The following is a 25145-nucleotide window of genomic DNA, read 5'->3' on the forward strand; positions in this document are numbered from 1 at the left end:
GCATGAAAGCCATCGTATTACGTGAACATGGCGGTAACGAGAAGCTGCGGTTGGAAAACGCTTTTCCCGATCCCATCGCCGGCAGGGGGGATGTGGTGCTGCGCGTGCGCGCCTCCTCACTCAATTACCATGATGTGTTTACCCGGCGCGGCATGCCGGGCATTACGCTGCCCCTGCCGCTGATTATCGGCCTGGATGTGGCCGGCGAGATAGTCGCCCTGGGCGAAGGGGTGACCGGTTGGCATATCGGCGACCGCGTGGTGGTGGACCCGATAAACCGGGTGGACGGCGGGCTGGTGGGCGAGACCACCCACGGCGGCCTGGCCGAACTATGCCGGGTGCCGGCCCATCAGCTGATCGCTTTGCCCGATGAAATCAGCTTCGCGGAAGCGGCGGCGCTGCCGGTGGCCTACGGCACCGCCCGGCGCATGATGGTGACTATCGGCCAGATACAGGCCGGGGAAAAGGTCTTGATCCTCGGCGCCAGCGGCGGCGTCGGGGTCTGTTGCGTGCAACTGGCGAAGCTGGCCGGCGCGCAGGTGATTGCCTGCGCCGGCAGCGAGGAGAAAGCCGAACGCCTGCGCGCCGTCGGCGCCGACCATATCATCCGCTACACCGAACAGGACTTTGCCAAAGAAGTGTTCCAGCGCTTCGGCAAGCCCGCGCGGTCGCGCCACGCCGCCGTGCCGGGCGGCGTGGATGTGGTGGTCAATTTTACCGGCGGCGATACCTGGGTTAAATCCCTGCGCTGCCTGCGCGTGGGGGGGCGGCTGCTGACCTGCGGCGCCACCGCCGGTTTTAATCCCGTCGAGGATTTGCGCTACATCTGGACCTATGAATTGCAGATCCGCGGCGCCAATGGCTGGGAGCGCGATGACCTGCATCAGTTGCTGGATCAGGTGCGCGACAAACGGCTTAACGTCCTGATCGATCGCCAATGGCCGCTGGAGCAGGGCGCGCAGGCGCTGGCCTCGCTGGAGCAACGCCAGGTGATCGGCAAGGTGGTGGTGGTATGAGCGCGCGGCTGAGCAAAACGCAAATCGAGGAAAAGTTCCGATTATCGCCGTTTATCGCCTGGCTGCAGCTGCGCGTGGAGGCGGTGGATTACGATCAGCAGACCCTGACGGTAACGGTGCCGATGCGGGCGGAGTTCGAGCGCAGCGCCGGCAGCGGCCAGTGGCATGGCGGACCGCTGGCCTCGATTATCGATACCGTCGGCGACTTCGCGCTGGCGATGATGGTCGGAACCGGTTTGCCCACCATCAATTTTCGTGTCGATTACCTGCGCCCGGCGGTGAATACCTCCCTGCGGGTGGTGGCCCGCGTCAGGCGCTCAGGCCGTACCGTCGGCGTCGCCGACGTGGACGTATTTAACGGACAACAACAATTACTGGCTATCGGCCGCGCAAGCTACGCCACCGGCGTTGCACAACCGGGAGTTTCATCATGAACGGACATTTTTCACGGCGTAAATTCCTCGGCATCCTGGGGGTGGGGGGATCGCTTGCGGCGTTGTCCAGCGGCATCCCCGGCCTGGGGCTGGCGACCAACGCCAGCGCCGCCGAGGTGGCGGGCGGCGCGGCGCGCCGCGGCGGTACCCTGGTCATCTCCTGGGGGGGACTTGAGCCTCAGGCGCTGTTTGTGCCGGGCGGCGGCGGTTCGTCGCCTTTCCAGACGTCAACCAAAATACTGGAGCGTTTGCTGAAGCTCGACAATACGCTGCATTTTCAGCCGGCGCTGGCCGAATCGGTGGTGCCTGCCGCCGACTATAAAAGTTATGACATCACCCTGCGCCAGGGAGTGAAATGGCATGACGGCGCCGATTTTACCGCGGACGACGTCGTCTACAACGTTGTCGAGCATTGGAAGGCCATTTCAGCCGGTATCGCCCTGAAAGCCCTGAACGCCGCCACCGTCCTGGATGCCCATCACGTACGGCTGAGTTTTGATCATCCGGTCCCTGAATTTTTCCTCAAATCCATACTGGCGGGCCAATACCAACTGCTGCTGCCGAAACATTTATACGCGGGCAGGGACATTCTGACCCATCCGCTGAATAACCAGCTGGTAGGCACCGGCCCATGGATTTTCGATAAATGGACGCGCGGCAGCTATGTGCAATACCGCCGCAACGATAGCTATTGGTCGCCCGGCCAGCCCTATCTCGACAAACTGCTGGTCAGGTGGTGGAGCGACGCGGCGTCGCGTACCGCCGCCCTGGAAACCGGGGAACTGGGACTCGGCTATTCGAACCCCGTGCCCGCCAGGGAAATCGACCGCTTGCTGAAAACCGGCCAGGTGGTGCTTGATACCAGCGGGTATGAAAACAGCGCCTGGACGGTAACGGTGGAGTTTAACCAGCGGCGCGAGGTGGTTAAGCGCCGTGAAGTGCGCCAGGCGATCCTGCATGGCATCGACCGTGATTTCATCGTCAACACGATCTATTTTGGTCGGGGGAAACCGGCGGTGGCGCCGATTTTCAGCAGCAACAGCCTGTTTTTCACCGACGACGTGCCCCGCTATGAATTTGACGTTAAAAAAGCGGCCGCCCTGCTGGATGCCGCCGGCCTGCCGGTGAAAAACGGCAGCCGGTTTACCGTCAACCTGCTGGCGGCGGCCTGGTTCGAGGAGAACGCCAAGCTGGGCCAATACCTGAAACAGGCCCTGGAAGATCTCAATATCACCGTGCGGCTCGATTCGGTGGATCGCGCCACGGCGCTGAAACGCATTTACAGCGATTACGATTATGATATCGCTATTTCCAACTTTACCGCCCCGCTGGAGCCGGTACCGACGGTAACCCAGTTTTTTACCAGCGACGGCATCGTTAAAGGCGCCGCTTTCCGCAACGCCACCGGCTATAGCAATCCGGCGATGGACGACTTGGTAAGCGCTATCACAGTGGAGGTGGACGAGGCCAAACGCCGCGCATTGATCCAGCAATTTTCCCGGCTGGCCAGCACCGACGTGCCCATCGTGCCTCTGGTGGAAATGCAGTCCTACACCCTGGCGCGCGCCAACGTCCGCAACTTCACCACTGATGCCAATGTCCAGGGCACGTCCCTGAACGACGTCTGGCTGGCGGGGTAGCGGCATGATGCGCATTATTCTGCGCCGCCTGTTGCAAGCGGTGCCGCTGCTGCTCGGGGTGGTCATCATCAATTTCGTATTGATGAAATGCGTGCCCGGCAGCCTGCTGGACGTGATGACCGCAGAACAGCAGGTTACCGACCCGGCGATGATCGAGCGGCTGCGCGCGTTATACGGGCTGGATCAGCCGGCCTGGCTGCAGTTGCTGAAGTATATCGGCGCGGTGGCCCGGCTGGATCTGGGTTTTTCCTACCGGCACAACCTGCCGGTGCTGGACGTCATCTTATCCCACCTGCCCGCCACGTTGCTGCTGATGCTGGCAAGCATCGCGGTGGCCCTGCTGGTGGGCGTCGGCGCCGGCGTGCTGGCCGCCATAAAAGTCAACAGCGCCTGGGACACACTGATATCGGCGCTGGCGGTGCTGTGTTTCGCCGCGCCGGGTTTCTGGCTCGGCATCATGATGATTATTCTGTTCTCGGTAAAACTCGGCTGGTTTCCGGTGGGCGGGATGGAAACCATCGGCGCCGATGAGCGGCCCTGGGGACGGGTGGCGGATATCGTCCATCATCTGGTGCTGCCGGCGCTGACCCTGGGCCTGTTTTATGCCGCGACCTACGCGCGGGTGATGCGCGCCTCGATGCTGGAAATCGCCCAGCTGGATTTTGTGCGCGCCGCCAGGGCCAGGGGCCTGAGCCGGCTGCGGGTAATAACCGGGCATATGATGCGCAATGCCCTGTTGCCGGTGGTAACCCTGTTCGGCCTGCAACTGGGCACCGTGCTGGGCGGCAGCGTCGTGGTGGAATCCGTGTTCAGCTGGCCCGGCATCGGCCAGGTCCTGTTCGACAGCGTGATGAGCCGCAATTTTCCCGTGGTGATGGGGGTGCTGGTGCTTAGCTCGCTGGTGGTGATCGTGGTGAATATCCTGGTGGACGTGGCGTATTCCCGCCTGGACCCGCGGATTGGGAGCTGAAATATGTCTGTAGTCGTCCCCCTGTTGCCCGCCGCCGCGCCGCGCCTGGCGCTGCTGCGCCGGTTTTGCCGCCATCGCGGCGCGGTATGCGGCGCGCTGATTGTGTTGGTCATCGCCGCCGCCGCGCTGCTGGCGGGCTGGCTTTATCCCGTCGACCCGCTGCGCATTGTGGCCATGCCGGAGATTTGGCCCTTTACCGATTGGCGCTATCCGCTGGGCACCGACTCCCTGGGTCGCGACATCACGGCGCTTATCGTCCACGGCGCGCGCGCCACCCTGCTTATCGGGCTGGTGGCCAGCCTGGTGGCCACCACGCTCGGCGTGGCCGTGGGAGCCGCCGCCGCCTGGTTTGGCGGCTGGATCGACGAAGTGCTGATGCGCATCGCCGAGCTGTTCCAGATCATTCCCAACGTGGTGTTTGTGCTGACCGTGGTGGCGGTGCTGGGCCCGCGGATAGAAAACATTATTATCGCCGTCGGCCTGGTTTCCTGGCAGCCCATCGCCCGGCTGACCCGGGCCGAATTCCTGTCTTTCAAGGATCGCGAGTTCGTGCTCGCGTGCCGGGCCTGCGGCATGGGCAATCTGCGCATCGCCCTGGGCGAAATCCTGCCCAATGTCATGCCGCCGGTGATCGTGCTGTCGTCGCTGGTGGTTGCCGGGGCGATCTTGTACGAATCCGTTATCTCCTTCCTCGGCCTTGGCGATCCCAATCTGGCCAGTTGGGGCCGGCTGGTGGGGGAAGGGCGCACGCTTATCCGCTCCTCTTGGTATATCTGCGCGGTGCCGGGCGTGGCGATTATGCTGGCGGTGCTGGCGCTGAACCTGATTGGCGACGGGCTGAACGATGCCCTGAACCCGAAGCTCAGGGATCGCCTATGAGCAGCGTGCTGGAGGTCAGCGACCTGCGCGTCGAACTGCGCGGGCGCCAGGGCAGCGTGACCGCGCTGGACGGTATCTCCCTGGCCCTCGCGGCTGGCGAAACCCTGGCGGTGGTGGGCGAGTCGGGCTGCGGAAAATCCCTTACCGCGCTGGCGCTGATGGGGCTGCTGCCCACCCCCCCGGCGCATTTGAGCGGCGGAGAAATACGGTTTGAAGGACAAAATCTGGTGGCGCTGGGCGAAAGGCGGATGCGGCAACTGCGCGGCAATCGGCTGGCGATGATTTTTCAGGACCCGATGAGCTCGCTTAATCCGGTGAAAACCGTCGGCGATCAGCTGGGCGAGGTCTTGCGGGTGCATTTAGGTCTGTCGCGGCGCGAAGCCTGGCGCCGCGGCGTCGCCCTGTTGGAGCAGGTACATATTCCCGACCCGGCCAGGCGCATGGATGAATATCCGCATCGATTATCGGGCGGCATGGCGCAGCGGGTCATGATCGCCATGGCCATCGCCTGCAAGCCGGCGGTATTGATCGCCGACGAACCCACAACCGCCCTGGATGTGACCATACAGGCGCAAATACTGGCGCTGCTGCGGGAGCTGCAGGCGGATACCGGCATGGCGCTAATGCTTATCACCCACGATTTGGGCGTGGTCGCGGCCATGGCCCAGCGTGTGGCGGTGATGTATGCCGGCAAAATCGTCGAGGAAGCGCCGGTGCTGGAACTGTTCGACTATCCGCTGCATCCCTATACGCAGGGACTCTTGCGCGCCACGCCGACCCCGGGACGGCCGGATGAGCGGCTGGTGGATATCCCGGGACGGGTGCCGGCCCTGGCGGAATTACCCGCGGGCTGCGCTTTTGCGGCGCGCTGCCGGCAGGCAACGCCCGCGTGCGCCCTGCAGCGGCCGGAGCTGACGCCTCTGCGTCCGGCGCACCGGGCCGCCTGCCTGGTGGCGCAGGCGCAGGCGCAGCCCGCGCCGCTACGCTGGGTCAACGGAGGCCGGCACTGATGAAACCATTGCTTAGCGTAAACAATCTGCAGGTTGGTTATCCCACCCGCGACGGGCGGGTATTCGCCCTGTCTGGGGTGGATCTGACCCTCAGCCGCGGTGAAACCGTCGGGCTGGTGGGGGAGTCGGGCTGCGGCAAATCCACCCTGGGCAAGGCGGTGATGCGGTTAATTCCCAGTACCGGCGGCAGCATACATATCGGCGATGCCGACATTACCCATTTAGGCCGCAAAGCCTTGCTACCCTATCGGGCGGATATGCAGATGATGTTCCAGGACCCGCAGGGGTCGCTTAATCCGCGCCAAAGCGTGGGAAAAAGCATCGGCCGGCCGCTTGAGGCGGCGGGCTGGCAGGGGGCGGCAATCCGGCGGCGGGTCGGCGAGCTGCTGGAACTGGTGGGATTGCCCGCGGCGGCGTCCTCACGGTTTCCCCATGAGTTTTCCGGCGGCCAGCGTCAGCGCATCGGCATTGCCCGGGCGTTAATCCTGGAGCCTAAGGTTATCATCTGCGATGAGCCGGTCTCCGCCCTGGACGTATCGGTGCGGGCGCAGGTGATTAACCTGATGCGCGATATCCAGCAGCGCACCGGCGTGGCCTACCTGTTTATTTCCCACGATCTTTCCGTAGTGGAATATATCGCCGACCGGCTGCTGGTCATGTACCTGGGACGCATCGTTGAGAGCGGTCCCACGCGCCAGGTGTGGGCCAAACCCGCCCATCCTTATACTTCCGCGCTGCTGGCGGCGGCGCCGGTGGCGGATCCCCGCGCAGCGCGCGGCCGCAACCTGCTGACGGGCGAATTGCCCAGCCCAATTTCCCCGCCGCCCGGCTGCCCGTTTCACACCCGCTGCCCGCGCGCCAAAGAACGTTGCCGGGTGGAGCGTCCGTCGCTGCGCGCCGGCGGCGACCAACGACAGGTCGCCTGCCATTTTCCCTTATTTGACGTTGACGCCGCGCAATTACCGCCACCGGCGTTATAAAGGAGTCGCTATGCCGTTTCATCACCACAACCTGGGCGATCTGATCGTCCGCCGCGGGGATTTACAGCGTGATGCGCTGATTGACCTGGGCGATCCCGCCCGCCCGCGCCATTGGAGCCATCGGCAGATTGATGAGCTGGCCGGCGGCGTCGCCCGCTACCTGAGCGATCTTGGCCTGCCCCGGGGCAGTACCGTCGCCATCGCCTCGCTTAACAGCGCGCAATACATTGCCGCGTATTTCGGCATTATGCGGGCGGGGCTGGTCGCGGTGCCGCTCAATATCAAAGTACCGATCGAGACGCTGGAATACCTGGTGGCCGACGCGCAAATTCGCCTGGCGTTTGTGGACGAGGCGCGTTACGCGCTTTTAAAAGGCAAACTGCCGCTGGTGAACTTTGACGGCGACGGCGAGGACGCTTTCCGGCGGCGTATCAAGCCGCAGGCTTTCGACACCGTGCAACCCCTGCCGGGGGAGGTGGCGATGATTCTTTACACCTCCGGCTCCACCGGCCGGCCGAAAGGCGTGCCGCTGACCCACCAGGGGCAGCTGTGGGCGCTGGAGGCCACCCGCAGCGGCGGCGTGGAGCCGGACGCGCCGCAGGCGCGTTACCTGTTGGCGCAGCCCTTGTTTCATATGAACGGCTTATTTCTCACCAAACGGGTCTTTGCGGTTAATGGCTTGCTGGTGGTGCTGCCGGCATTCGACGCCCAGCGCTATGCCGCCGCCCTTGCCGATTACCGTATCAATATCGTCACCGCCGTGCCGACCATGTTCGCCCGGCTGTTGCGCGATCCGCGCCTGCTGGCCGGGCGGGATTACTCCGCCCTCAACCGCCTGATGCTCGGGTCCGCCCCCATGTCGCTCTCGTTGCTCAACCGTATCCAGCAGGCGTTTCCCACGGCGACCATCACCCACGGTTATGGCACCACCGAGGCGGGGCCGGCGGTGTTCGGTCCTCATCCCGACGGGTTGCCCACTCCGCCGCTGGCGCTGGGATACCCGCTTGCGGCGGGAGAAGTGAAGCTGGTGGACGGGGAAACGGAAAACGACGGCGTGCTCTGCATGCGCAACCCGGCGGTGACCCCGGGTTATCTCGGTCTGCCGGAAAAAAGCAGCCAGGTGTTTCGCGGGGGCTGGTATTACAGCGGTGATGTCATGCGACGCGATGAACAGGGATTTTATTATTTTACCGGCCGCGCGGATGATATGTTTGTCTGCTCCGGCGAGAATATTTTTCCGGTGGAGGTGGAGAAAACGCTTGAGTCCCATCCCCATGTGCGTCAGGTCTGCGTGGTACCGCTGCCCGATGAGGAGCGCAGTCAGGTGCCGGTGGCGTTTGTGGTGCTACAGCCCGACAGCGCCCTGAGCCCGGATGCCTTAAAGCAGTATGCCCTCGCGCACGGCCCGGCCTACCAGCATCCGCGGCGTATCGCCTTCCTGGCCGAATTGCCCTGGGCGGGCACCAATAAAGTGGACCGCCATGCGCTGACGCAACTGGCGCGCCTGCTGGAGGCGCGCCAGGGGTGGGATAACCCCCTGGCAGCGACGGAGCCGGACCATGCCTAAAATAGCCCTGGTCACCGGCGCCAGCCGCGGTATCGGCCGGTCCATTGCGCTGGCGCTGGCCCGACAGGGCGTGGCGGTGGCCGTGCATTATCGCCGTGCGCGGGAGGACGCGGCGCGCGTGGCCGATGACATTGAACGGGCGGGCGGCCGCGCCTTTATCCTGCAGGCGTCGCTGGAAGAGAGCACGGGCGCGCAGCTGCTGATGGACCGCCTGCAGGCTGAGTTGACCCGGCTTTTCGGCGCGCCGCGGTTTGATATCCTGGTCAATAACGCCGGGCAGGGCGGACGGGCGGCTATCGCGGAAGTCACGCCGCAGCAGCTGGCCGATACGCTGCAGGTCAATTTTATTTCGCCGTTTTTCATTATCCAGCGCGCCATCCCGCTGCTGCGGGACGGCGGGCGGATAATCAATATTTCCTCCATGAGTACCCGGGCCGCTTTCCCGGAAATGGCGGCCTATGCGCCCGCAAAGGCGGCGCTGGAAAGCCTCGGCGTGTTGCTGGCGGCTGAGCTGGGAAGCCGGGCCATCACGGTGAATGCCGTATTGCCGGGCGCGACCGCCACGGCGATGAACCCGCGCGCCGCCGATCCGCGGTCCGCGGCGGTGATCGGCCAAAGCGTGGCGCTGGGCCGGGTGGGCCAGCCGGAAGATATCGCGGAGGTGGTGGCGTTTCTGGCCGGCGAGGGCGGCCGCTGGATAACCGGGCAGCGCATCGACGCCAGCGGAGGCCAGCGATTGTAGCCGGCCCCCGGCGCCGCGCCTGAGCGCCGGCCGCGCGCCATCGGCTCCCCGCTCAGCGCCGCAGCTTATGCAGCGTCTCATGCGCCAGGCGCGTGAAATAGCGCGCCGCCGGGGCGATGAGCGCTTCCGCGGGATCGAAACGCGGATGATGCAGGCCGAAGGCGCTGGCCGAACCGATATTGACGAACGCGCCGGGCAAGCGGTGCAGATAAAAGGCAAAGTCTTCGCCGCCCATCAGCGGCGGCAGATCGTGGACCCGATAACCCTCCCGGGCCGCCACGTCCTTGGTGAAATCCGCCCATTCAGCGCTGTTTACCAGTACCGGCGGCCCGGCGTGCCAGCGCAGTTCGGCATGGGCGCCGAAGCCGGCGGCGATATGTTCAATCAGGCGGGTGATTTTTTCCGGCATCCTGGCCCGGACCGCCGTATTATGGGTGCGCACCGTGCCCTCAAGTTCCACCTGCTGCGGCAGCACATTCCAGGTATTGCCGCCGTTGATGCGCGTGACGCTTAACACCACCGATTCCAGGGCGCTAAAGGCGCGGCTGGGCAAGGTTTGCAACGCGGTGATGATATGCGCCGCCAGCACGATGCTGTCGACGCCTTCCTCGGGACGGGCGGCATGGGCGCCTTTACCGTTAACCAGGATTTCAAAGCGATCGACGTTGGCATGCAGCGGTCCGGAACGGGTGCCGAATTCGCCCACCGGTAAATCGGGGGCGTTATGGCCGCCGAAGATCACGCTCACGCCCTCCAGCGCGCCGGCGTCGATAAGTTGCCGGGCGCCGTCGAAGGTTTCCTCGGCCGGCTGGAACAGGATCCGGACTTTACCGGCCAGATCGGCCTCCCGCTCCTTCAGCAGCAGCGCGGCGCCCAGCATAATCGAGGTGTGGATATCATGACCGCAGGCATGCATGACGCCGGGGTTACGTGAACTGAACGGCCGGTCCGATTGCTCATCAATGGGCAGGGCGTCGATATCGGCGCGCAAGGCGACGATCGGCCCGTCGCGACGGCCGATTTCCGCGACCACGCCGGTGTTCAGCGCGAGCGGCAGGAGAGGGATGTCCGCTTCGCTTAACCATTGCCTGATTTTTTGCGTCGTCTGGAATTCGTGATTGGATAATTCCGGATATTGATGCAGCTCCCTGCGCCAACCCACCAGCTTCTCCCCGAAAATATCCGTTAAAACCTCAGATGTCATGGTCTGTCATCCCGCAAAGGCTATTTCTTTTGTCAGACAAAAAAGCTAACAACCCCGCCAGCGCGGGTCAAAGATTAAATATGGCTGAGCTTAGGCATGAAATGGAAAAGCAAGGACGGGCGTCACCCGGTAACAGGGCGAATATTTGGCCGCGCATCCTACCCTGGCCCTATCACGCAACCTGCGCCCGGCAGTACACATTTAACTCACATTTTAATTACATCTGTCTGACTTATGCCGTCGTTTAATGGCGATTATGCGAAAACTTCATAACGAAAGCCCTGGCGGAGTAAAGCCTTTGATGAGTCTCACGGTTTAGCCGGTGGCTCTCCAGTAGGATAAGGATATGTATTATTCAGTGGCTAGAGAACTATTATGGAAACACAACTTTTACATGAATTCGTTTTATTATCGAAAACACTGAATTTTAGTAAAGCCGCGCAGCAGATGAATATCACCCAGCCGGTATTAAGCCGGCATATGAAATACTTGGAAGAATATTTTGGTGCTAGTTTTTTTAAACGCGATACACATAAAGTCGAACTGACCACCGCGGGGAAATTATTTACCGAAGAAGCAGGGAAAATATTATTACAGTATGAGACGTCCATATCGGCGATCCATTCTTTTACCGGCAAAAGCCGGCGCCGGCTTGCCGTGACGTTTCTGGGGGAAGCCATCCAGAAATTCTTGATTACTTTCCTGACGCAGTTCCGCGCCACCCATAGCGATATCCTTATAGAATGCCGCGACAGCGAGCTGGATGAGGCCCTCGCGTTACTGGATAATCACGCCAGCGACATGGGATTTCTTATCAGGCCTAATTTTATGGCCAATGAATCGAGATTTTGCACGCTGCCTTTTCAAACCGATCCGCTGTGCGCGGTGGTCAATAAATGCCATCCCCTGGCCGGACGCGGCAGCGTTTCTTTGCGCGAGGTCAGCGAATGGCCGATAATGCGCATTGATCCACGGGAATTTTCCTTGTCCGATGAATACAGCACCCGTTTCTTGACCATTCGTAACATTGATTTCACCCTGGATAAAGAATACCCCAATCTTAAGACCTGCTGCTTTAACCTGGAATTTAGCGACCGCGCGGTGCTCCTGATGCCCAGGCACCGCGGATACCTGACCGGCCAGAACTGCGTTATGCTGGACATTGCCGAACAGGACTGCTGGTTTAACCTGGAACTGGTGTGGGACAGCAAAAATACCAATCCCTCGGTGGCCATATTTTTGAAAGAGTTTAAATCTTTCTTAAAACAGTAAATTAAGATGCCATCCCGCTTACCCTCCCCAATGCGCTATATCAAACCTTCATTGCATTTTATCATATAGCTATATATCTCTTTATGGTCCTCTTGCGCGTAATATTTAGCCTCCTCTTTCCGCCTGTGAAAGAATTTAATTTCCTATTGATAAATATGCTGAATATAGTCCAGTTCCCTTAACGGCAATCGGCATGCGCAATACGCTATTTTCTTGTTTTTTATGATGCGGGTCACCTATGTTCTTCAGGCAAAATCTGCGCCTGCGGTAACATCGCCACAATGGTTATGTCGAAAATGCATAGCCGGAAAAATAAAAAGAATTTCCACCATTTGTACAGCGATGGTACGTTTTTATTGCCCGAAAGCACCGGACCGAAAATGTATATCACATCATTTAACTTGTGTTGCTTCCAAGAGATTCTAATAAAGCTATAAAGGAGTAAACCATGGCGATTAAAGCCAATTACGAGTCTGATCACGGAAAACGAAAAGAAATGTCCCATAAGGAATTGGGAACAATTCCCCATATGCGTTTCGAAGAGTATGCGGAGAAACTGAAACACTGCTTCACCATGAAACGGGAAAACGGCATTCTCGAAGCCCGGCTGCATACCAACGGCGACAGCCTGCAATGGGGGGCGCCCGCGCACCAGGCTCTTCACTACTTTTTCGACTGGGCCGGCAGGGATCCCGATAACGAGGTCATCATCCTGGGCGGGACGGGAAAGGACTTTATGAAGGGCATCGGCCGGCTTGACGATAAGGGCAACTGGGGCCCGGCAACCGAGTTCAACTCCGCGCCGGAAGAAGCCTGGAAGATGTACGAGTATCAATACTATGACGGTACCAACGATATCGAAGGTCAAGTATTCGATGTGGAAGTGCCCACCATCGGCGTATGGAACGGCGCCGCTTTCCATACCGATCTGGTGCTTTTCAGCGATCTTACCCTTTGCACCGAAGATGCGTGGACCACGGATATGCACTTTCGCGTCAACATGGTGCCCGGTGACGGCATCGGCATCGCCTGGCGGGAACTGATGGGCCGCAAGAGATATGCCTATGCGGAACTGACCGGCGAGATCATCACGGCCCGCAAGGCCCTGGCCCTGGGGATGGTTAACGAGATCTGTCCGGATACGGAATCCTGCTACGCGCGGGCGCAGGAAATCGCCGAACTTATTATGCGTACCGGCAGCCGCGTCACCCGCCGCATTACCACTCAGCAGCTCAGAAAAGCATGGAAAGAAGATATCGCCAATGAGCTGCGCAACGCCTTCTCCACCGAAATGTTCGTCACCGCCACCGAACACAGCCCCCACGAAGTCAATTACTGGCACTGGGCGCACGAAGAGGCTGAGCTGGTCAAGGCGGCCGAGAAGAAAGGCAAGGTCATACGTCCGCGCGTCAACGGCGGCCAGGAAGAAGACGAAATCAGGTAACAGGGCCGATCCGGCAATGGATGAACCGCCATTGCCTATCGCCGGCGGCGGCCAGTCGCCGGGTCGCCGTACCGGAAAACGACACGGCGCATTTGATTATTGTCGCCGCGGCACCGTTGCCGGCGGCGCGCGTACCGGCACGTCACGTTGCCTGCCGGTGCGTCCGGGCATCCTTTTGCCGGCAAAAATTCCTACCAATCGCAAGCGGGGCAGGTCCATGAATACAGGGAACGACGTCATCATATCCGCCGCATTGACCGGCGCGGTGACACCAAAAGACATCAATGAAAATATTCCGCTGACGCCCGAAGAAATTGCCGCGGACGCGTACCGCTGCTGGCAGCGGGGCGCCGCCATCGTTCATCTCCATATGCGCGACGATCGGGGGCTGGGTACGATGGACAGCGGAAAATTTGCCGAAACCATCCGTCTGCTGCGCGCCCGCCATGACTGCGATGTGATTATCAACTGCACCACCTCCGGCGACCATCGGGCCAGCGATAAGCAGCGGCAGGAGCATGTGGCCAACCTGAACGGGATAGAAATGGCGTCCTGGGACGCGGGTTCCTTTAACTGGATGCCCGGCGGCGTGTTTATCAATTCCCCGCAGTTTTTAGGCGCTCTCGGCGAGGTGCTGACCGCCCGGGGCATCAAACCCGAAGTGGAGATTTTCGATGCCGGCATGCTGGGCATCGCCGGGTATTTTCTCGAACAGGGCAAGCTGGCCGGGCCGCTGCATTATCAATTCTGCCTCGGCGTGCCGGGGGGAATGCCCGCCACGGTAGAGAACCTGCTTTATCTCCGTGAGCACATCCCTCCCGAGGCCACCTGGTCGGCATTTGGCGTCGGCAAGGCGCATATGTCCATGCTGTACGCCGCCATAGCGTTGGGCGGGCATGTCCGCGTGGGGCTGGAAGACAACGTCTATTTCCGCAAGGGCGTAAAAGCGTCCAATGCGCAGTTGGTGGAGCGCGCCGCACAGGCAATCCGCTTGTTCGGCAAAGAGGTGGCCACACCCGAACAGGCAAGAAAACTGCTGGGGCTCCGGCCGTTATAAACCAGGCCTTACCCGGGCCCGCCCAGCGGGTCCTGCAGGCATGCAAAAGAAGGTTGTTATGAGAGACGCAGTCATAGTATCGGCGGTTCGTACCCCGGTGGGTAAATGCCGCGGCGTGTTGGCGGCGGTACCGGCGCATATCCTGGGCGCACTTACCGTCAGGGAAGCGGTGGCCCGCGCGAACATCGAGCCGGAAAGCATTGATGATGTGATATTCGCCAACCTGATGAATAACGAAATCAATAATATGGGCCGCATGGTGGCGTTGGAGGCCGGGCTGCCGGTTTCCGTACCGGGGATAACTCTGGACCGTCAGTGCGCCGCGTCGCTGAACGCGCTGGCCTACGGCGCTATCCAGATCGCGGCCGGTTTCGCCGACGTTATTGTCGCCGGCGGGGTGGAAAGCGATTCCCGCCGCACCTGGCAGCTGGAAAAAACCGACAGCGCCTATGCGGTACAGCCGCCGCGCTTTGTCGATATCCATACGTCGCCGGATAGTCTGGGCAACCCGCCCATGGGCATCACCGCCGAAAATGTGGCCGCCAGGTACGGTTTGTCCCGCCGCCAGCTTGACGAGTTCGCGTTGCGCAGCCACCGGCTGGCCGGCGCCGCCTGGCAGGCGGGCCGGTTTGAGGAGCAGATTGTGCCGGTGCCCGTAACCGACAAAAAAGGCCGGCAAACCCAGGTGTCGCGCGATGAGCCGCTGCGCACCGATTGTTCCCTGGACGCCCTGGCTTCCCTGCGGCCCAGTTTCAAACAAGACGGCGTGGTGACCGCCGGCAACAGCTCGCCCATGAGCGACGGCGCCGGTGCCATGGTGCTGATGGAACGTTCGCTGGCGGAAAAAAACGGCCACGCGATCCTGGGCGTCTTTCGCGGCTACGCGGCGGCGGGAGTGGATCCCAACCTGATGGGACTGGGACCGGTTCCCGCCACCGCCAAACTGCTAAAGCAGGCGGGACTGGCGGTAGGCGATATCGATTTATGGGAGCTGAACGAGGCGTTCGCCGCTCAATCGCTGGCCTGCATCCGGGAAATCGGTATGGACCCCGCACGGGTCAATCCCAATGGCGGCGCCATCGCCCTGGGACATCCCCTGGCGGGCACCGGGGCAATCCTCACCGCGAAAACCCTGTATGAAATGAAGCGCCGCAACCTGGACAAGGCCGTTATCGCCTTCTGTGTCGGTGGCGGCCAGGGCGTGGCGGTTTTGCTGACGAGGAATTAATCATGCCGGGAAAATATGCCTTAGCCGATGACATCACCCGTCTTTTTCAAGACGGCCAGACGCTGATTTGCGGCGGGTTCGCCAATTGCGGCGTACCCAATCACCTGATCCAATGCGTGATAGACAGCGGCGCCAGGCACTTCACGCTGATTGCCAACGATTCGGGCGACGCCGACCTCACCATCGGCCGCCTGATTCATCACGGTCTGGTGGATAAGCTTATCGCCTCCCATATCGGCCGCAATACCGAAACCGTGGCGCTGGTGGCGGCGGGAAAACTCCAACTGGAACTGGTGCCCCAGGGCAGCCTGGCGGAGCGGATCCGCTGCGGCGGTTCGGGATTGGGGGGCGTTCTGACCAAAACCGGCCTGGGTACCGTAGTAGAGGAAGGGAAACACCGGGTGGTGGTAAACGGAGAACTGTATTTGCTGGAAACCGCGTTGCGGGCGGATATCGCCCTGGTGCGCGCCCGTACCGCCGACCCGCTGGGCAACCTGACCTATCGCGGCACCATGCGCAACTTCAATCCACTGGTGGCCAAGGCGGCGAGGGTAACCCTGGTGGATGCGGACATGCTGGTGGACCTGGAGGAATACGGCATGGATCGCATCGTGACCCCGGGCGTCTATGTGGACAAGATCCTGACAACGCGAGGAGAAAGACAATGAATGCCCGTGAAAGGATAGCAAAGCGTGCCGCAGGGTATTTTTCCGCCGGCGATGTGGTCAACCTGGGCATCGGCATTCCCAGCCTGTGCGGCGACTACGCGCAGCCCGGCGTAATGTTCCATACCGAAAACGGCCTGGTGGGCATGGGTCCGCTCACTTCGGGCATGCTGGCGACGGAAGGATTCTGCAATGCCACCGGCATGCGTTTTGCGCCGGTGCCCGGCGCCAGTTCATTCGACAGCGCGGAGTCCTTCGGCCTGGTCCGTTCCGGCAAACTGGCGGCGTCGGTGCTGGGCGCCCTGCAAGTGGCGCAAAACGGCGATCTGGCCAATTGGGCCCAGCCCGGCCGGGTGTTCGGCATGGGCGGGGCGATGGACCTGGTGAACGGCGCCCGCAAGGTCATTATCACCATGGAGCTTTGCGCTAAAGATGGCGCACGCAAAATCGTCAACGCCTGCAGTTATCCCCTGACGGGCAAAGGCTGTGTCAATCATATCGTTACCGAACAGTGCGTGATTGACGTTACCCCGGACGGGCTGGTGCTGGTGGAACTCCTGGCGGGATTGACCCCACAGGACATCCAGCGTCAGGTCGAGCCGCGGCTGATTGTGGCCGATGTCTTGAAAACCATGGAAATATAGCGTCCGGAGGACACCGTGATAAAAAGCGCTCCAGGTAGATTTGCGCCAGATCACGACACGGGCGATGACGTCGAAACCGGGGCGGAAAACCGGCAACCGTGCGCAACATCCCGATAAACCCACTACGCATCCCCGGGCGCGGCCCGACTGCGTACAACGAGCTGACCATTATGACTGGGCAAGAAAAACACCTGGCGCTGCCACAGAAGACTGTCGATCTTACTACCCGGGGGGACGATCATCTTTCCGCCACCAAAAGCAGTTTCGGCTTCCATGGATGGACCATTATCTGTTTCCAGGCCCTGATGTTCTGGCTGGCCGCGGGCGCCGTAACGCATGGCTTGAATGTGATCCTGCCCGCCTTATCCAACACCTTTAACCTGGAGTACAACGCGCTGCTGGCGCTGGCGACCCCGGCCTCCTGGGCTTCAATCCTGGCGGGGCCCCTGTGCGCCAAGCTGTGTGAAAAGAAGGGACCGAAATTTAATATCGTTTTCTGCCTTATCGCCTGCGGCTTGTGTTTCGGCCTGCTGGGCTACTGGGGGACGCTAACCGGTTTTACCGTACTGTTTGCCGGGGTCTGTTTTTTCGGCACCGGTTTCGCCTATCTGGGCGGAACCGCTCTTATCGCCAACTGGTTTATCCGTAAACAGGGCCTGGCGCTGGGCTGGTGCACCATGGGGCAAACCTTTTCCAGCGCCTTTTTCGTGCCGGTGCTGGCCGGGTGTTTCTCATGGTTTGGCGTGCATAACGGCTTTTGGGGCGTCTCGCTGCTGATGTTCGCCACCGCGCTGCTGGTGGCGCTATTTGCCGCCAACAAACCGGAAGACATCGGCTGCGCGCCGGACAATGCGCCCATTACCGCCGAGGAACTGGCCGAACGGATTCGCGCGCATTCAGACTACATTTGCCCGGTCACCACCGGTCAATTGCTTCGCATGAAGGACGTCTGGTTCATGGGCATCGCCACCGGCGGTATCTATATCATGCTGGTGGGGGTGGTGAGCCAGATTGTGCCCCGCCTGATGGGCATGGGATTTGAACTGGGCACCGCCATCTTCTATATGACCCTGGCTGCGCTGTTCGGCACCTTCGGCGCCTATGGCTGGGGCTGGCTAAACCAAAAGGTGGGCATTAAAGCGGCCATCTCCATTTACACCTTGTGGTGGATGGTATCGGTGGTTATCAACATCGTCCAATTTAATACGCTGACCCTGTGGATTTCTCTGTTGATGATAGGTTTTAGCCTGGCGGGCGCCACCAATTTAAGTACCGCGCTGATTGCCACTAAATTTCCGCGCAGAGCCTATATCCGGGCCATCGGCATTATCGCGCCCATCCAGTCCATTGTACGCTGCTTCGCATTTTCCATTCTGGCGCTGGGATTGACCTATCTGGGCGGATATACCGGCGCTTATCTCCTCTTGGTAGGGGTCGGCGCCGTGACATTGATTTTGATTTGGCAAACCGATGTGACGCCGATAGGAACATTGACGCCAACATCCGGCGAACACCCCGGCCTTCGTTAATGGCGAAAAGAGAATCAAATAGGTTTTTACCCGAACCTGAATAGGATGAATTTTATCAAAAACAACCGCCGGCAATGTGCCGGAAATAATAATTGCCGCGATTATTCATCGGGATAAAGCGGACGCTGATTAAATCGTAACAGGCATTCTAATAAGACAGGGTTTCCTGGAGAAATATAATGAGATTCAGCAGGAGGTCAATATGACGGGAAGTGTTATTGCCAGTGCCGTGCGTACCGCAATCGGTAGCTTTGGCGGCAGTCTGGCGTCGCTGGCCGCCCCCCGGTTGGGCGCGCTGGTGGCGCTGGAAAGCCTCAGGCGCGCCGGTATCCCGCCCGATATTATCGACGAGGTTTTCCTGGGTAATGTCCTGCAGGCGGGATTGGGCCAAAACCCGGCCCGTCAGGCGATGCTGCATGCCGGCATTAATGAAAAGACCCCGGCGACCACCGTCAATGTCGTCTGCGGGTCCGGCTTGAAAAGCGTCATCCTGGCGTCCCAGGCTATCGCCGCGGGCGATGCGCAGATTGTCCTGGCCGGCGGGATGGAAAATATGTCGGCGGCGCCTTATCTGTTGGATAAAGCCCGCTGGGGCTACCGGATGGGGGAAGGCGCCATTATCGACAGCATGGTGCATGACGGACTGTTTTGCAGTGTTAATCAATACCATATGGGCATCACCGCGGAAAATGTCGCCGTCCGTTATAACATCAGCCGGCTGGAGCAGGATCAGATCGCCCTGCGATCGCAGCAGCGGGCGGTGGCGGCCATTGGCAACGGCGCGTTCCGTAATGAGATTCTGCCCGTGATCTTGCCCGGAAAAAAAGGCGACATTATTTTCGATACGGATGAACATCCGCGCGGGGATGTCAGCGCCGAGGGCCTGGCCAGGCTGCGTCCGGCCTTTGCGCCTGAGGGCAGCGTCACGGCGGGGAATGCCTCCGGCATCAATGACGGCGCGGCCGCGCTGGTGGTAATGAACGAAGCCCGGGCCCGCGCACTCGATATCAGGCCGTTGGCGCGGATCCGCGGTTATGCCACCTGCGGCGTCGACCCGGCGTTTATGGGTATCGGGCCGGTGCCGGCGGTGCGCGCGGCACTGAAGAGGGCCGGTCTGGGTATCGGTGATATTGACCTGTTCGAGGCCAATGAAGCCTTTGCCGCGCAGTTCGCCGCGGTGGGCCATGAGCTGGGGCTGGATGAAGACAAAACCAACGTCAATGGCGGCGCCATCGCCCTGGGCCATCCCATCGGCGCCTCCGGCGCCAGGATATTGGTAACGCTGCTCTATGCCCTGGCGGCCCGGGACAAAACCTTCGGCGTGGCAACCCTGTGTGTCGGCGGGGGATTAGGGGTGGCGATCGTGGTGGAACGCTTGTGACATATGTCTTACCGTCAGGGGGAAAATAGGGGCTTAAAAAATAAAAACGGGAATAATTTAAGGCCGAGTACAGGTCTTAATTCATAAATGCATTAAAAATACAAAAATGGATGATTACTGTTTTTACGGGCTGGTTTTATATCCCGGCTTTGACGATATTTTTTATAGCCAGGATTGAAAACCGACATAATAAGTGCGGCGAAGTTGGAAATGACGCGTAATAAAGCCAATTGCAATCATTTTAGGTCATGTGCCCGATAAATTCGGACGTGGATTAATATTGGCACTAACTTTGCTCAATATCGCGGGTAGATAAAACTTATATAAGCGGAACGATATTCTATGAAAAACGATTACGTGAAAAAAAGCTTATCAGCACTGGTTGCGCTCATTCTGGGCTGCTCTGCGGGTCTGTCGGCCAACGCGGCTGTTACCGCCGGCGATTATACGGCTGCGGCCAAAGGCAAGGAGAGTGATGTCAGGGTCACGGTTTCCATTGATCAAGCGGGAACGATTAAAAATATCGTCGCCGACGCATCCGGAGAAACCCCTGAACTGGGCGGCGTGGCGGGACCTCTGGTCGCCAAGTCCATCCTTGATAGGCAAAGCCTGGACGTGGACGGCATGACCGGCGCCACCGAAACCAGCGATGCCGTTAAGCAAGCCGCCAAGGCGGCCTTGCTGAAGGCCGGCGCGGATATCGGCAAATACACCAGCGTATCGGCTAAAACCGCAGACCCTGTCGCCGATGAGGAGAAAACGGTGGATGTGGTGGTCATGGGGGGCGGCACTTCCGGCACCGCCGCCGCGCTGGCCGCGGCGGAAAAAGGCGCTAAGGTGCTGGTGATTGAGAAATCCGCGGTGGTGGGCGGCAGCGGTAATATGGCCAGCGGCTTTTTTGCCGTGGGATCGGCGCTGCAAAAATCCTTAGGGATGAAATATACCCCGCAGGATCTGACGCACCGGCTGCTGGATTATAACCACTTTTTATCCAATGGCCCGCTGACTAAAGCCATTGTGTATAAATCCGGTTCAACGGCCGACTGGATGGAACGGCACGGCGTGAAGCTGGAAATCAAGACTGCCGTTAAAGACACCAACCAATTGCAGCAGGCGCACATGGATGATCCGATCAAGTCCGATATTTACCACCATTATCTCAATACCAATGCCGCCTATAAAAGCCTTTATGCCGCCTTCCAGCAATACGGTGGAGAAGTGCTCAAAAGTACCGCTGTGACAGCATTGATTCAGGAACAAGGCGGCAAAGTCACCGGCGTGACTGCGCAAAAGGCGGACGGTGGCAAATTAATCGTCCACGCCAAGGCGGTTATCATTGCCAGCGGCGGGTTCGGCGGTAATGAAAAATTAATACGGGACGTGATGGATACACCGAATATTCATATCCTGGCTTGGCCGAATCAGGGCGAAGGTATCAAAATGGCCTGGACCGCCGGCGGGGCGGAATGGAACTTTCATTCCGCATTGATTCACGCCTGTAAACTGGTGGGAATTACATCGTCGGCCTCGGCCGATAAAGGCAATGCCGAAAATGACAGCCCTCTTATTTGGTTACTAAAATCACCATTATTATGGGTGGACGCCAATGGTGAGCGATTCGGCGATGAAGGCCTGGTGTATGATTCGGCTTACTGGGCCAATGTGTCTTATTCGGTGGGCGGTAAATATTACATAATTCTCGATAATCAGACTTTGAATGCCTATACCAAAAAAACATTCCCCTTTCCTTTATCCGGCGCCGGCCCGGCCAATCCTCCCAAGGGCGGCGATTTCACGGCGCTGGCGGATGCCGCCGTCGATGGGGGTAAAAGTAAAAATATTTTCAAAGGACAGACCCTGGAGGAACTGGCAAAAAATATGGGTGTGGAAGCCGGCCAATTGGAGAAAACCGTTTCCCGTTATAACGATCTGATCAAAGCCAAAGTTGACGCGGACTTTGGCAAAAAACCGGATTATCTGATTTATCCGGTGAAAACCGGACCCTTCTATGCATTTGAAACCCAGGTGGTGAGTTTAAGCAGCATCGGTGGGGTAAGGGTTAACGCCAAATTACAGGTCACCGATATTAACGCCAAACCTGTCCCGGGATTATATGCGGTGGGCAATGTCGCCGGAGGTTTTTACAGCGGACCCTCTTATCCGCCTTATGAAGGCTTAGCTAATGGCTTTGCGCTGAATTCAGGCCGCATTGCCGGGGAAAACGCGGCGGAAACCATCGCGGCCGCTCATTAATATCAGCAGGGCGAGAGGGCTAAACAGTGTCTTCAAACTGTACCCTATACAGTCAAATGGGCTGGTGAAATACAGGAGCATAATACCTTGCTTCAGGATACCGGCAAGGGATGAAGCATTGCTCGCGCATTATATTTAAATAAGGGGTCGTTATGGGCGTGTCGCGTCGCGGGTTTATTATGGGAATAGGCGGAGCCGTGCTGGCGGCCAATTCAATTAACCGTATTCTGGCGGAGGTCATTAATCCGCAAACTCTCATTGTGGGTAATATCCGCTACGGCATGATCCATGACGAAACCCGCTGCATTGGCTGTCGTGCCTGTGTCCGGGCCTGTCACAAAGTCAATAATGTTCCGGAGGAAGTCACACGGCTGGATATTCTGGATAACGGCACGTACCGGGAGATGGATAAAACCTCGCGACAGTTCAAGCGTAAATCCTGCCAGCATTGCGATAACCCGCCGTGCGTTGCGGTTTGCCCTACCGGCGCTTCTTATAAAGACGCTACAACGGGCATAGTTGATGTCCACCACGATCGGTGCGTTGGCTGCCGGTACTGTATCGCCGCCTGTCCCTATCATGTCCGCTTCATCCATCCGCTGACGAAAACGGCGGATAAGTGCAATTTTTGCCGGGATACCAATCTGGCCGCCGGCAAGCCCCCCGCCTGCGTGGCGATCTGCCCGGTGAAGGCGCTGACCTTCGGTAATCTGGACGATCCCGACAGCGATATCGCCAAACTTATCGCCAGCAAAACGGTATACCGTGAAAAAGTTTATTTAGGCACTCACCCCAAGCTCTATCATATCGCCGGCAAATTTGGAGAGATACGAGGATGAACACTGCGTTTCATTTCGCTACCCTGGTCTGGGATTGGCCCATTGCCATTTACTTATTATTAATAGGTATTTCATCAGGCATGGTCATCATAGCCGTTTTGCTTAAAAGGCAACTCCTCGTGGCAAATGCCGGCAGCGACGGCATTATCAAGGCGACGGTAGTTATTGCGCCTTTAACGGTTGTTCTTGGGCTGGTGATCCTTATTTTCCATTTGGCGCGTTCGTGGACTTTTTGGTATTTGATGGTGTTTTATAATCCCCATTCGGTTATGTCGCTGGGGGTAATGTTATTCCAGGTTTATATGGCGGTGCTCATACTCTGGATTATCGCCATCTATCAGCAATACCTCCTTGATATGATTAAATCAAGATGGCTGAAACGGATTATTTTTTTCATCGCGGGATGGGAACGCCGGCTTGATATGGCGGTATTTTTGTTGGCCATTCTGCTCGGGGTCTATACCGGCTTCCTCTTGCTGGCCCTGAAATCCTATCCGTTATTGAATAACCCGGTATTGCCTCTGCTTTTCCTGGTCTCCGGCCTGACATCCGGGGTGGCCATGGCGATATTTTGCGGACTGGCGTTCTGTAAACAATCGGTTTATTCGCCGTCCCTGGCTTTTATTCATCGACTGGAACCGCCGCTTATCTTGACCGAGCTTGGCCTGCTGGCGGTTTTCTTTATCGGCCTGATTTTTGGCGGCGGACAAAAGGAGGCCGCGGCATTAAATGCCCTGAGCGGTTTTTGGGGGGCCGTGTTTTGGCTTGGCGTGGTGGGACTGGGTATGGTATTGCCTATGGCTTTAAGGTTGCTGTGCGCAGGCCGTATCACCTCCCATAAAGTTTATTGGCTATCGATGTCGGGCGTCGCATTGTGCAGCGTGTTTATGCTGCGCATGTTTATATTGTATGCGGGACAGATGGTAATGGCATAAATGAACAACTTAACCTGGCTTGTGAGCGTTGCATCATTAACTTTTTTTATGCAATCTTTGGATACCACCATGTTATATCTGGCTATCCCCTCCATGGCGCAGGCATTACATCAGTCCTCCCTTAGCATGGGGATGGTGGTGGTGTCTTATATGCTGACAGTGATGGTTTTTACGCCGGTATGCGGCTGGCTGGCGGATACATACGGCTATCGGCGAATCTATCTCTTAGCGTTGGGCTTATTTAGCCTTGGCTCGTTTTTGTGCGCCGCGGCGGATACGTTAACCGCCATTATCCTGGCGCGTTTTTTACAGGGCATTGGGGGAGCGCTAATGCTGCCGGTGACGCGCGTGGTCATTTTAAAAACGACCCTCCCGGCGGAAAAATTATCCGCCTTAAATAAGATCACGTTATTGGGGTTGGGCGGAACGCTGCTGGGACCGCCGCTAAGCGGACTGCTGATAACCACATGCTCCTGGCGCATGATTTTTCTGGTAAATATTCCTCTATGCCTGATCTGTGTCGTCCTGGCAAAAAAATATATGCCCGAACAGCTAACATCAAGTATGCGGGGAAAATTCGATACCATAGGATTTATGCTGGTGGTACCGGCATTGTTATTAATCTTGCTTGGCTTGTTGGGCATCGGTAAACACTATTTTACCGGAATGTGGGTAATTATATTCTTCCTAATAGCAATGCTGTTGTTATATCGCTATAAAAACCACCAAGATAATACCAATGATCCGCTATTCACTCTTTCGCTGTTTCGTCACAGAACCTTTGCCGTAGGCATAGCCAGTAATATTTGCGTGCGGATTTTTATAGCGTCGGTACCTTTAGTCCTGTCGCTGATGCTGCAACGGGAATTAAACTATTCACCGAGGGGTGTCAGTATCATTATGCTGTCGCTGGCGTCGGGTTCGATAAGCGCCCGGTTCCTGCTGCGCCCGGCATTGATATGGTGCGGCTACCGGTGTTTGTTGCTTATCGCGACGACGGTAAGTGCTGCGTTAATCTATTCTTTGACTCTTCCTGGGCTGAACGGTTCGCTGGATAGCGTCGTTATATTGATATTTATTCTGGGGGTGTTTACTTCTGTCCTGTATGCCACCATGAATACTCTGACGTTCAGCGAGTTAACTGATGAGACCTATCACGCCGGCAACAGCTTGCTGATACTGAGCCAGCTGCTTTCAATCATAATAAGCGTTACGTTAACATTTACGGTGCTTCATTATGTTAACTACGCCGCTAACGCCAGGGGGCTGGAAAATTACCATGTGTCATTTTTATTGATGAGTTTTGGTTTGTTTTTATGTTGCTTTATTTTTTTACGCCTGGATAAAAACGATGGCGATGTTTTTGTGCAGGAAACGCAGAAGTAATAACGCGGTTATTTAAAGAATAATCCTGACTGCCAGTAATATTAGGTAGTTATGACATCTGATGTTTTAA

The 25145-nt window shown here is 58.4% G+C and carries 22 protein-coding genes; 21 read left to right on the forward strand and 1 reads right to left on the reverse strand.

The window, feature by feature from the left end:
• Positions 1–2 precede the first annotated feature (2 nt).
• From ACL2XQ_RS08390 to ACL2XQ_RS08430, 9 genes are read left to right on the forward strand one after another with little or no spacing between them, the layout of a single operon-like run.
• Positions 3–1016 (forward strand): zinc-binding dehydrogenase, encoded by a 1014-nt coding sequence (locus ACL2XQ_RS08390; RefSeq protein ID WP_410015562.1) that lies wholly within the window; start codon positions 3–5, stop codon positions 1014–1016.
• Positions 1013–1450, forward strand: coding sequence for a PaaI family thioesterase (locus ACL2XQ_RS08395; RefSeq protein WP_410015561.1), 438 nt, complete (start codon positions 1013–1015; stop codon positions 1448–1450). Before ACL2XQ_RS08390 ends, ACL2XQ_RS08395 begins: the two co-directional genes overlap by 4 nt.
• Positions 1447–3090, forward strand: coding sequence for an ABC transporter substrate-binding protein (locus tag ACL2XQ_RS08400; RefSeq protein ID WP_413740255.1), 1644 nt, complete (start codon positions 1447–1449; stop codon positions 3088–3090). Before ACL2XQ_RS08395 ends, ACL2XQ_RS08400 begins: the two co-directional genes overlap by 4 nt.
• Positions 3091–3094: 4 nt before the next feature.
• Positions 3095–4060, forward strand: coding sequence for an ABC transporter permease (locus ACL2XQ_RS08405; protein WP_410015559.1), 966 nt, complete (start codon positions 3095–3097; stop codon positions 4058–4060).
• Between the two features lie 3 nt (positions 4061–4063).
• Entirely contained in the window at positions 4064–4939 is an 876-nt protein-coding gene (locus ACL2XQ_RS08410) for an ABC transporter permease (protein WP_410015558.1), read from the forward strand.
• Positions 4936–5949 (forward strand): ABC transporter ATP-binding protein, encoded by a 1014-nt coding sequence (locus tag ACL2XQ_RS08415; RefSeq protein ID WP_410015557.1) that lies wholly within the window; start codon positions 4936–4938, stop codon positions 5947–5949. The genes ACL2XQ_RS08410 and ACL2XQ_RS08415 overlap by 4 nt, the downstream gene beginning before the upstream one ends.
• Complete coding sequence (locus ACL2XQ_RS08420) at positions 5949–6929, forward strand: ABC transporter ATP-binding protein (RefSeq protein WP_413740256.1); 981 nt, start codon at positions 5949–5951, stop codon at positions 6927–6929. Before ACL2XQ_RS08415 ends, ACL2XQ_RS08420 begins: the two co-directional genes overlap by 1 nt.
• A 10-nt stretch (positions 6930–6939) precedes the next feature.
• Positions 6940–8496 carry a class I adenylate-forming enzyme family protein gene (locus tag ACL2XQ_RS08425; RefSeq protein ID WP_410015555.1) on the forward strand — a complete coding sequence of 519 codons (1557 nt, stop codon included), beginning with the start codon at positions 6940–6942 and terminating at the stop codon, positions 8494–8496.
• Positions 8489–9238, forward strand: a complete 750-nt coding sequence (locus ACL2XQ_RS08430; RefSeq protein WP_413730608.1) for an SDR family oxidoreductase — start codon at positions 8489–8491, stop codon at positions 9236–9238. Before ACL2XQ_RS08425 ends, ACL2XQ_RS08430 begins: the two co-directional genes overlap by 8 nt.
• Positions 9239–9290: 52 nt before the next feature.
• Here the strand turns inward: ACL2XQ_RS08430 and ACL2XQ_RS08435 are convergent, their stop codons facing one another.
• The gene (locus ACL2XQ_RS08435) at positions 9291–10442 is read right to left on the reverse strand and encodes an amidohydrolase (protein ID WP_413730607.1); all 1152 of its coding nucleotides are present in this window, start codon (positions 10440–10442) and stop codon (positions 9291–9293) included.
• Positions 10443–10817: 375 nt separating this feature from the next.
• Here ACL2XQ_RS08435 and ACL2XQ_RS08440 point away from each other — a divergent pair, with 375 nt between their 5' ends.
• The 12 genes from ACL2XQ_RS08440 to ACL2XQ_RS08495 all read left to right on the forward strand — a co-directional run bounded on the left by ACL2XQ_RS08440 (position 10818) and on the right by ACL2XQ_RS08495 (position 25075).
• A complete protein-coding gene (locus ACL2XQ_RS08440) occupies positions 10818–11714 on the forward strand; it encodes a LysR family transcriptional regulator (protein ID WP_413730606.1) in 897 nt (298 codons plus the stop codon).
• Positions 11715–12162: 448 nt separating this feature from the next.
• A complete protein-coding gene (locus tag ACL2XQ_RS08445; RefSeq protein WP_413730605.1) occupies positions 12163–13158 on the forward strand; it encodes an enoyl-CoA hydratase/isomerase family protein in 996 nt (331 codons plus the stop codon).
• Positions 13159–13174: 16 nt separating this feature from the next.
• A complete protein-coding gene (locus tag ACL2XQ_RS08450; RefSeq protein ID WP_413730604.1) occupies positions 13175–14215 on the forward strand; it encodes a 3-keto-5-aminohexanoate cleavage protein in 1041 nt (346 codons plus the stop codon).
• A 58-nt stretch (positions 14216–14273) separates the two neighbouring features.
• Positions 14274–15443 (forward strand): thiolase family protein, encoded by a 1170-nt coding sequence (locus ACL2XQ_RS08455; protein WP_410015549.1) that lies wholly within the window; start codon positions 14274–14276, stop codon positions 15441–15443.
• 2 nt (positions 15444–15445) lie between these two features.
• Positions 15446–16111: a 3-oxoacid CoA-transferase subunit A gene (locus ACL2XQ_RS08460; RefSeq protein ID WP_410015548.1), complete on the forward strand. Its 666-nt coding sequence runs from the start codon at positions 15446–15448 to the stop codon at positions 16109–16111.
• Positions 16108–16752, forward strand: coding sequence for a CoA-transferase (locus ACL2XQ_RS08465; protein WP_413740257.1), 645 nt, complete (start codon positions 16108–16110; stop codon positions 16750–16752). Before ACL2XQ_RS08460 ends, ACL2XQ_RS08465 begins: the two co-directional genes overlap by 4 nt.
• Positions 16753–16922: 170 nt before the next feature.
• Positions 16923–18281 (forward strand): MFS transporter, encoded by a 1359-nt coding sequence (locus ACL2XQ_RS08470; RefSeq protein ID WP_413722548.1) that lies wholly within the window; start codon positions 16923–16925, stop codon positions 18279–18281.
• A 202-nt stretch (positions 18282–18483) separates the two neighbouring features.
• Positions 18484–19662, forward strand: coding sequence for an acetyl-CoA C-acetyltransferase (locus ACL2XQ_RS08475; RefSeq protein WP_413733030.1), 1179 nt, complete (start codon positions 18484–18486; stop codon positions 19660–19662).
• Between the two features lie 342 nt (positions 19663–20004).
• Positions 20005–21915 carry an FAD-dependent oxidoreductase gene (locus ACL2XQ_RS08480; RefSeq protein WP_413733028.1) on the forward strand — a complete coding sequence of 637 codons (1911 nt, stop codon included), beginning with the start codon at positions 20005–20007 and terminating at the stop codon, positions 21913–21915.
• Positions 21916–22067: 152 nt separating this feature from the next.
• On the forward strand, positions 22068–22754 hold the full coding sequence (locus ACL2XQ_RS08485) for a 4Fe-4S dicluster domain-containing protein (RefSeq protein WP_410015543.1): 687 nt from the start codon (positions 22068–22070) through the stop codon (positions 22752–22754).
• Positions 22751–23689 carry a cytochrome c nitrite reductase subunit NrfD gene (nrfD, locus tag ACL2XQ_RS08490; RefSeq protein WP_413728581.1) on the forward strand — a complete coding sequence of 313 codons (939 nt, stop codon included), beginning with the start codon at positions 22751–22753 and terminating at the stop codon, positions 23687–23689. Before ACL2XQ_RS08485 ends, nrfD begins: the two co-directional genes overlap by 4 nt.
• Positions 23690–25075: an MFS transporter gene (locus ACL2XQ_RS08495; protein ID WP_413740258.1), complete on the forward strand. Its 1386-nt coding sequence runs from the start codon at positions 23690–23692 to the stop codon at positions 25073–25075.
• Positions 25076–25145 lie beyond the last annotated feature (70 nt).

Origin of the sequence: Sodalis sp. RH14 (assembly GCF_047324285.1) — a bacterium.
Taxonomy (GTDB): Bacteria; Pseudomonadota; Gammaproteobacteria; order Enterobacterales; family Enterobacteriaceae; genus Acerihabitans.

What these genes read in the sequence shown, in the direction of transcription:
- ACL2XQ_RS08390 (WP_410015562.1), top strand. Translation starts at nt 3, where the DNA reads ATGAAAGCCATCGTATTACGTGAACATGGCGGTAACGAGAAGCTGCGG.
- ACL2XQ_RS08395 (WP_410015561.1), top strand. Translation starts at nt 1,013, where the DNA reads ATGAGCGCGCGGCTGAGCAAAACGCAAATCGAGGAAAAGTTCCGATTA.
- ACL2XQ_RS08400 (WP_413740255.1), top strand. Translation starts at nt 1,447, where the DNA reads ATGAACGGACATTTTTCACGGCGTAAATTCCTCGGCATCCTGGGGGTG.
- ACL2XQ_RS08405 (WP_410015559.1), top strand. Translation starts at nt 3,095, where the DNA reads ATGATGCGCATTATTCTGCGCCGCCTGTTGCAAGCGGTGCCGCTGCTG.
- ACL2XQ_RS08410 (WP_410015558.1), top strand. Translation starts at nt 4,064, where the DNA reads ATGTCTGTAGTCGTCCCCCTGTTGCCCGCCGCCGCGCCGCGCCTGGCG.
- ACL2XQ_RS08415 (WP_410015557.1), top strand. Translation starts at nt 4,936, where the DNA reads ATGAGCAGCGTGCTGGAGGTCAGCGACCTGCGCGTCGAACTGCGCGGG.
- ACL2XQ_RS08420 (WP_413740256.1), top strand. Translation starts at nt 5,949, where the DNA reads ATGAAACCATTGCTTAGCGTAAACAATCTGCAGGTTGGTTATCCCACC.
- ACL2XQ_RS08425 (WP_410015555.1), top strand. Translation starts at nt 6,940, where the DNA reads ATGCCGTTTCATCACCACAACCTGGGCGATCTGATCGTCCGCCGCGGG.
- ACL2XQ_RS08430 (WP_413730608.1), top strand. Translation starts at nt 8,489, where the DNA reads ATGCCTAAAATAGCCCTGGTCACCGGCGCCAGCCGCGGTATCGGCCGG.
- ACL2XQ_RS08435 (WP_413730607.1), bottom strand. Translation starts at nt 10,442, where the DNA reads ATGACATCTGAGGTTTTAACGGATATTTTCGGGGAGAAGCTGGTGGGT.
- ACL2XQ_RS08440 (WP_413730606.1), top strand. Translation starts at nt 10,818, where the DNA reads ATGGAAACACAACTTTTACATGAATTCGTTTTATTATCGAAAACACTG.
- ACL2XQ_RS08445 (WP_413730605.1), top strand. Translation starts at nt 12,163, where the DNA reads ATGGCGATTAAAGCCAATTACGAGTCTGATCACGGAAAACGAAAAGAA.
- ACL2XQ_RS08450 (WP_413730604.1), top strand. Translation starts at nt 13,175, where the DNA reads ATGGATGAACCGCCATTGCCTATCGCCGGCGGCGGCCAGTCGCCGGGT.
- ACL2XQ_RS08455 (WP_410015549.1), top strand. Translation starts at nt 14,274, where the DNA reads ATGAGAGACGCAGTCATAGTATCGGCGGTTCGTACCCCGGTGGGTAAA.
- ACL2XQ_RS08460 (WP_410015548.1), top strand. Translation starts at nt 15,446, where the DNA reads ATGCCGGGAAAATATGCCTTAGCCGATGACATCACCCGTCTTTTTCAA.
- ACL2XQ_RS08465 (WP_413740257.1), top strand. Translation starts at nt 16,108, where the DNA reads ATGAATGCCCGTGAAAGGATAGCAAAGCGTGCCGCAGGGTATTTTTCC.
- ACL2XQ_RS08470 (WP_413722548.1), top strand. Translation starts at nt 16,923, where the DNA reads ATGACTGGGCAAGAAAAACACCTGGCGCTGCCACAGAAGACTGTCGAT.
- ACL2XQ_RS08475 (WP_413733030.1), top strand. Translation starts at nt 18,484, where the DNA reads ATGACGGGAAGTGTTATTGCCAGTGCCGTGCGTACCGCAATCGGTAGC.
- ACL2XQ_RS08480 (WP_413733028.1), top strand. Translation starts at nt 20,005, where the DNA reads ATGAAAAACGATTACGTGAAAAAAAGCTTATCAGCACTGGTTGCGCTC.
- ACL2XQ_RS08485 (WP_410015543.1), top strand. Translation starts at nt 22,068, where the DNA reads ATGGGCGTGTCGCGTCGCGGGTTTATTATGGGAATAGGCGGAGCCGTG.
- nrfD (WP_413728581.1), top strand. Translation starts at nt 22,751, where the DNA reads ATGAACACTGCGTTTCATTTCGCTACCCTGGTCTGGGATTGGCCCATT.
- ACL2XQ_RS08495 (WP_413740258.1), top strand. Translation starts at nt 23,690, where the DNA reads ATGAACAACTTAACCTGGCTTGTGAGCGTTGCATCATTAACTTTTTTT.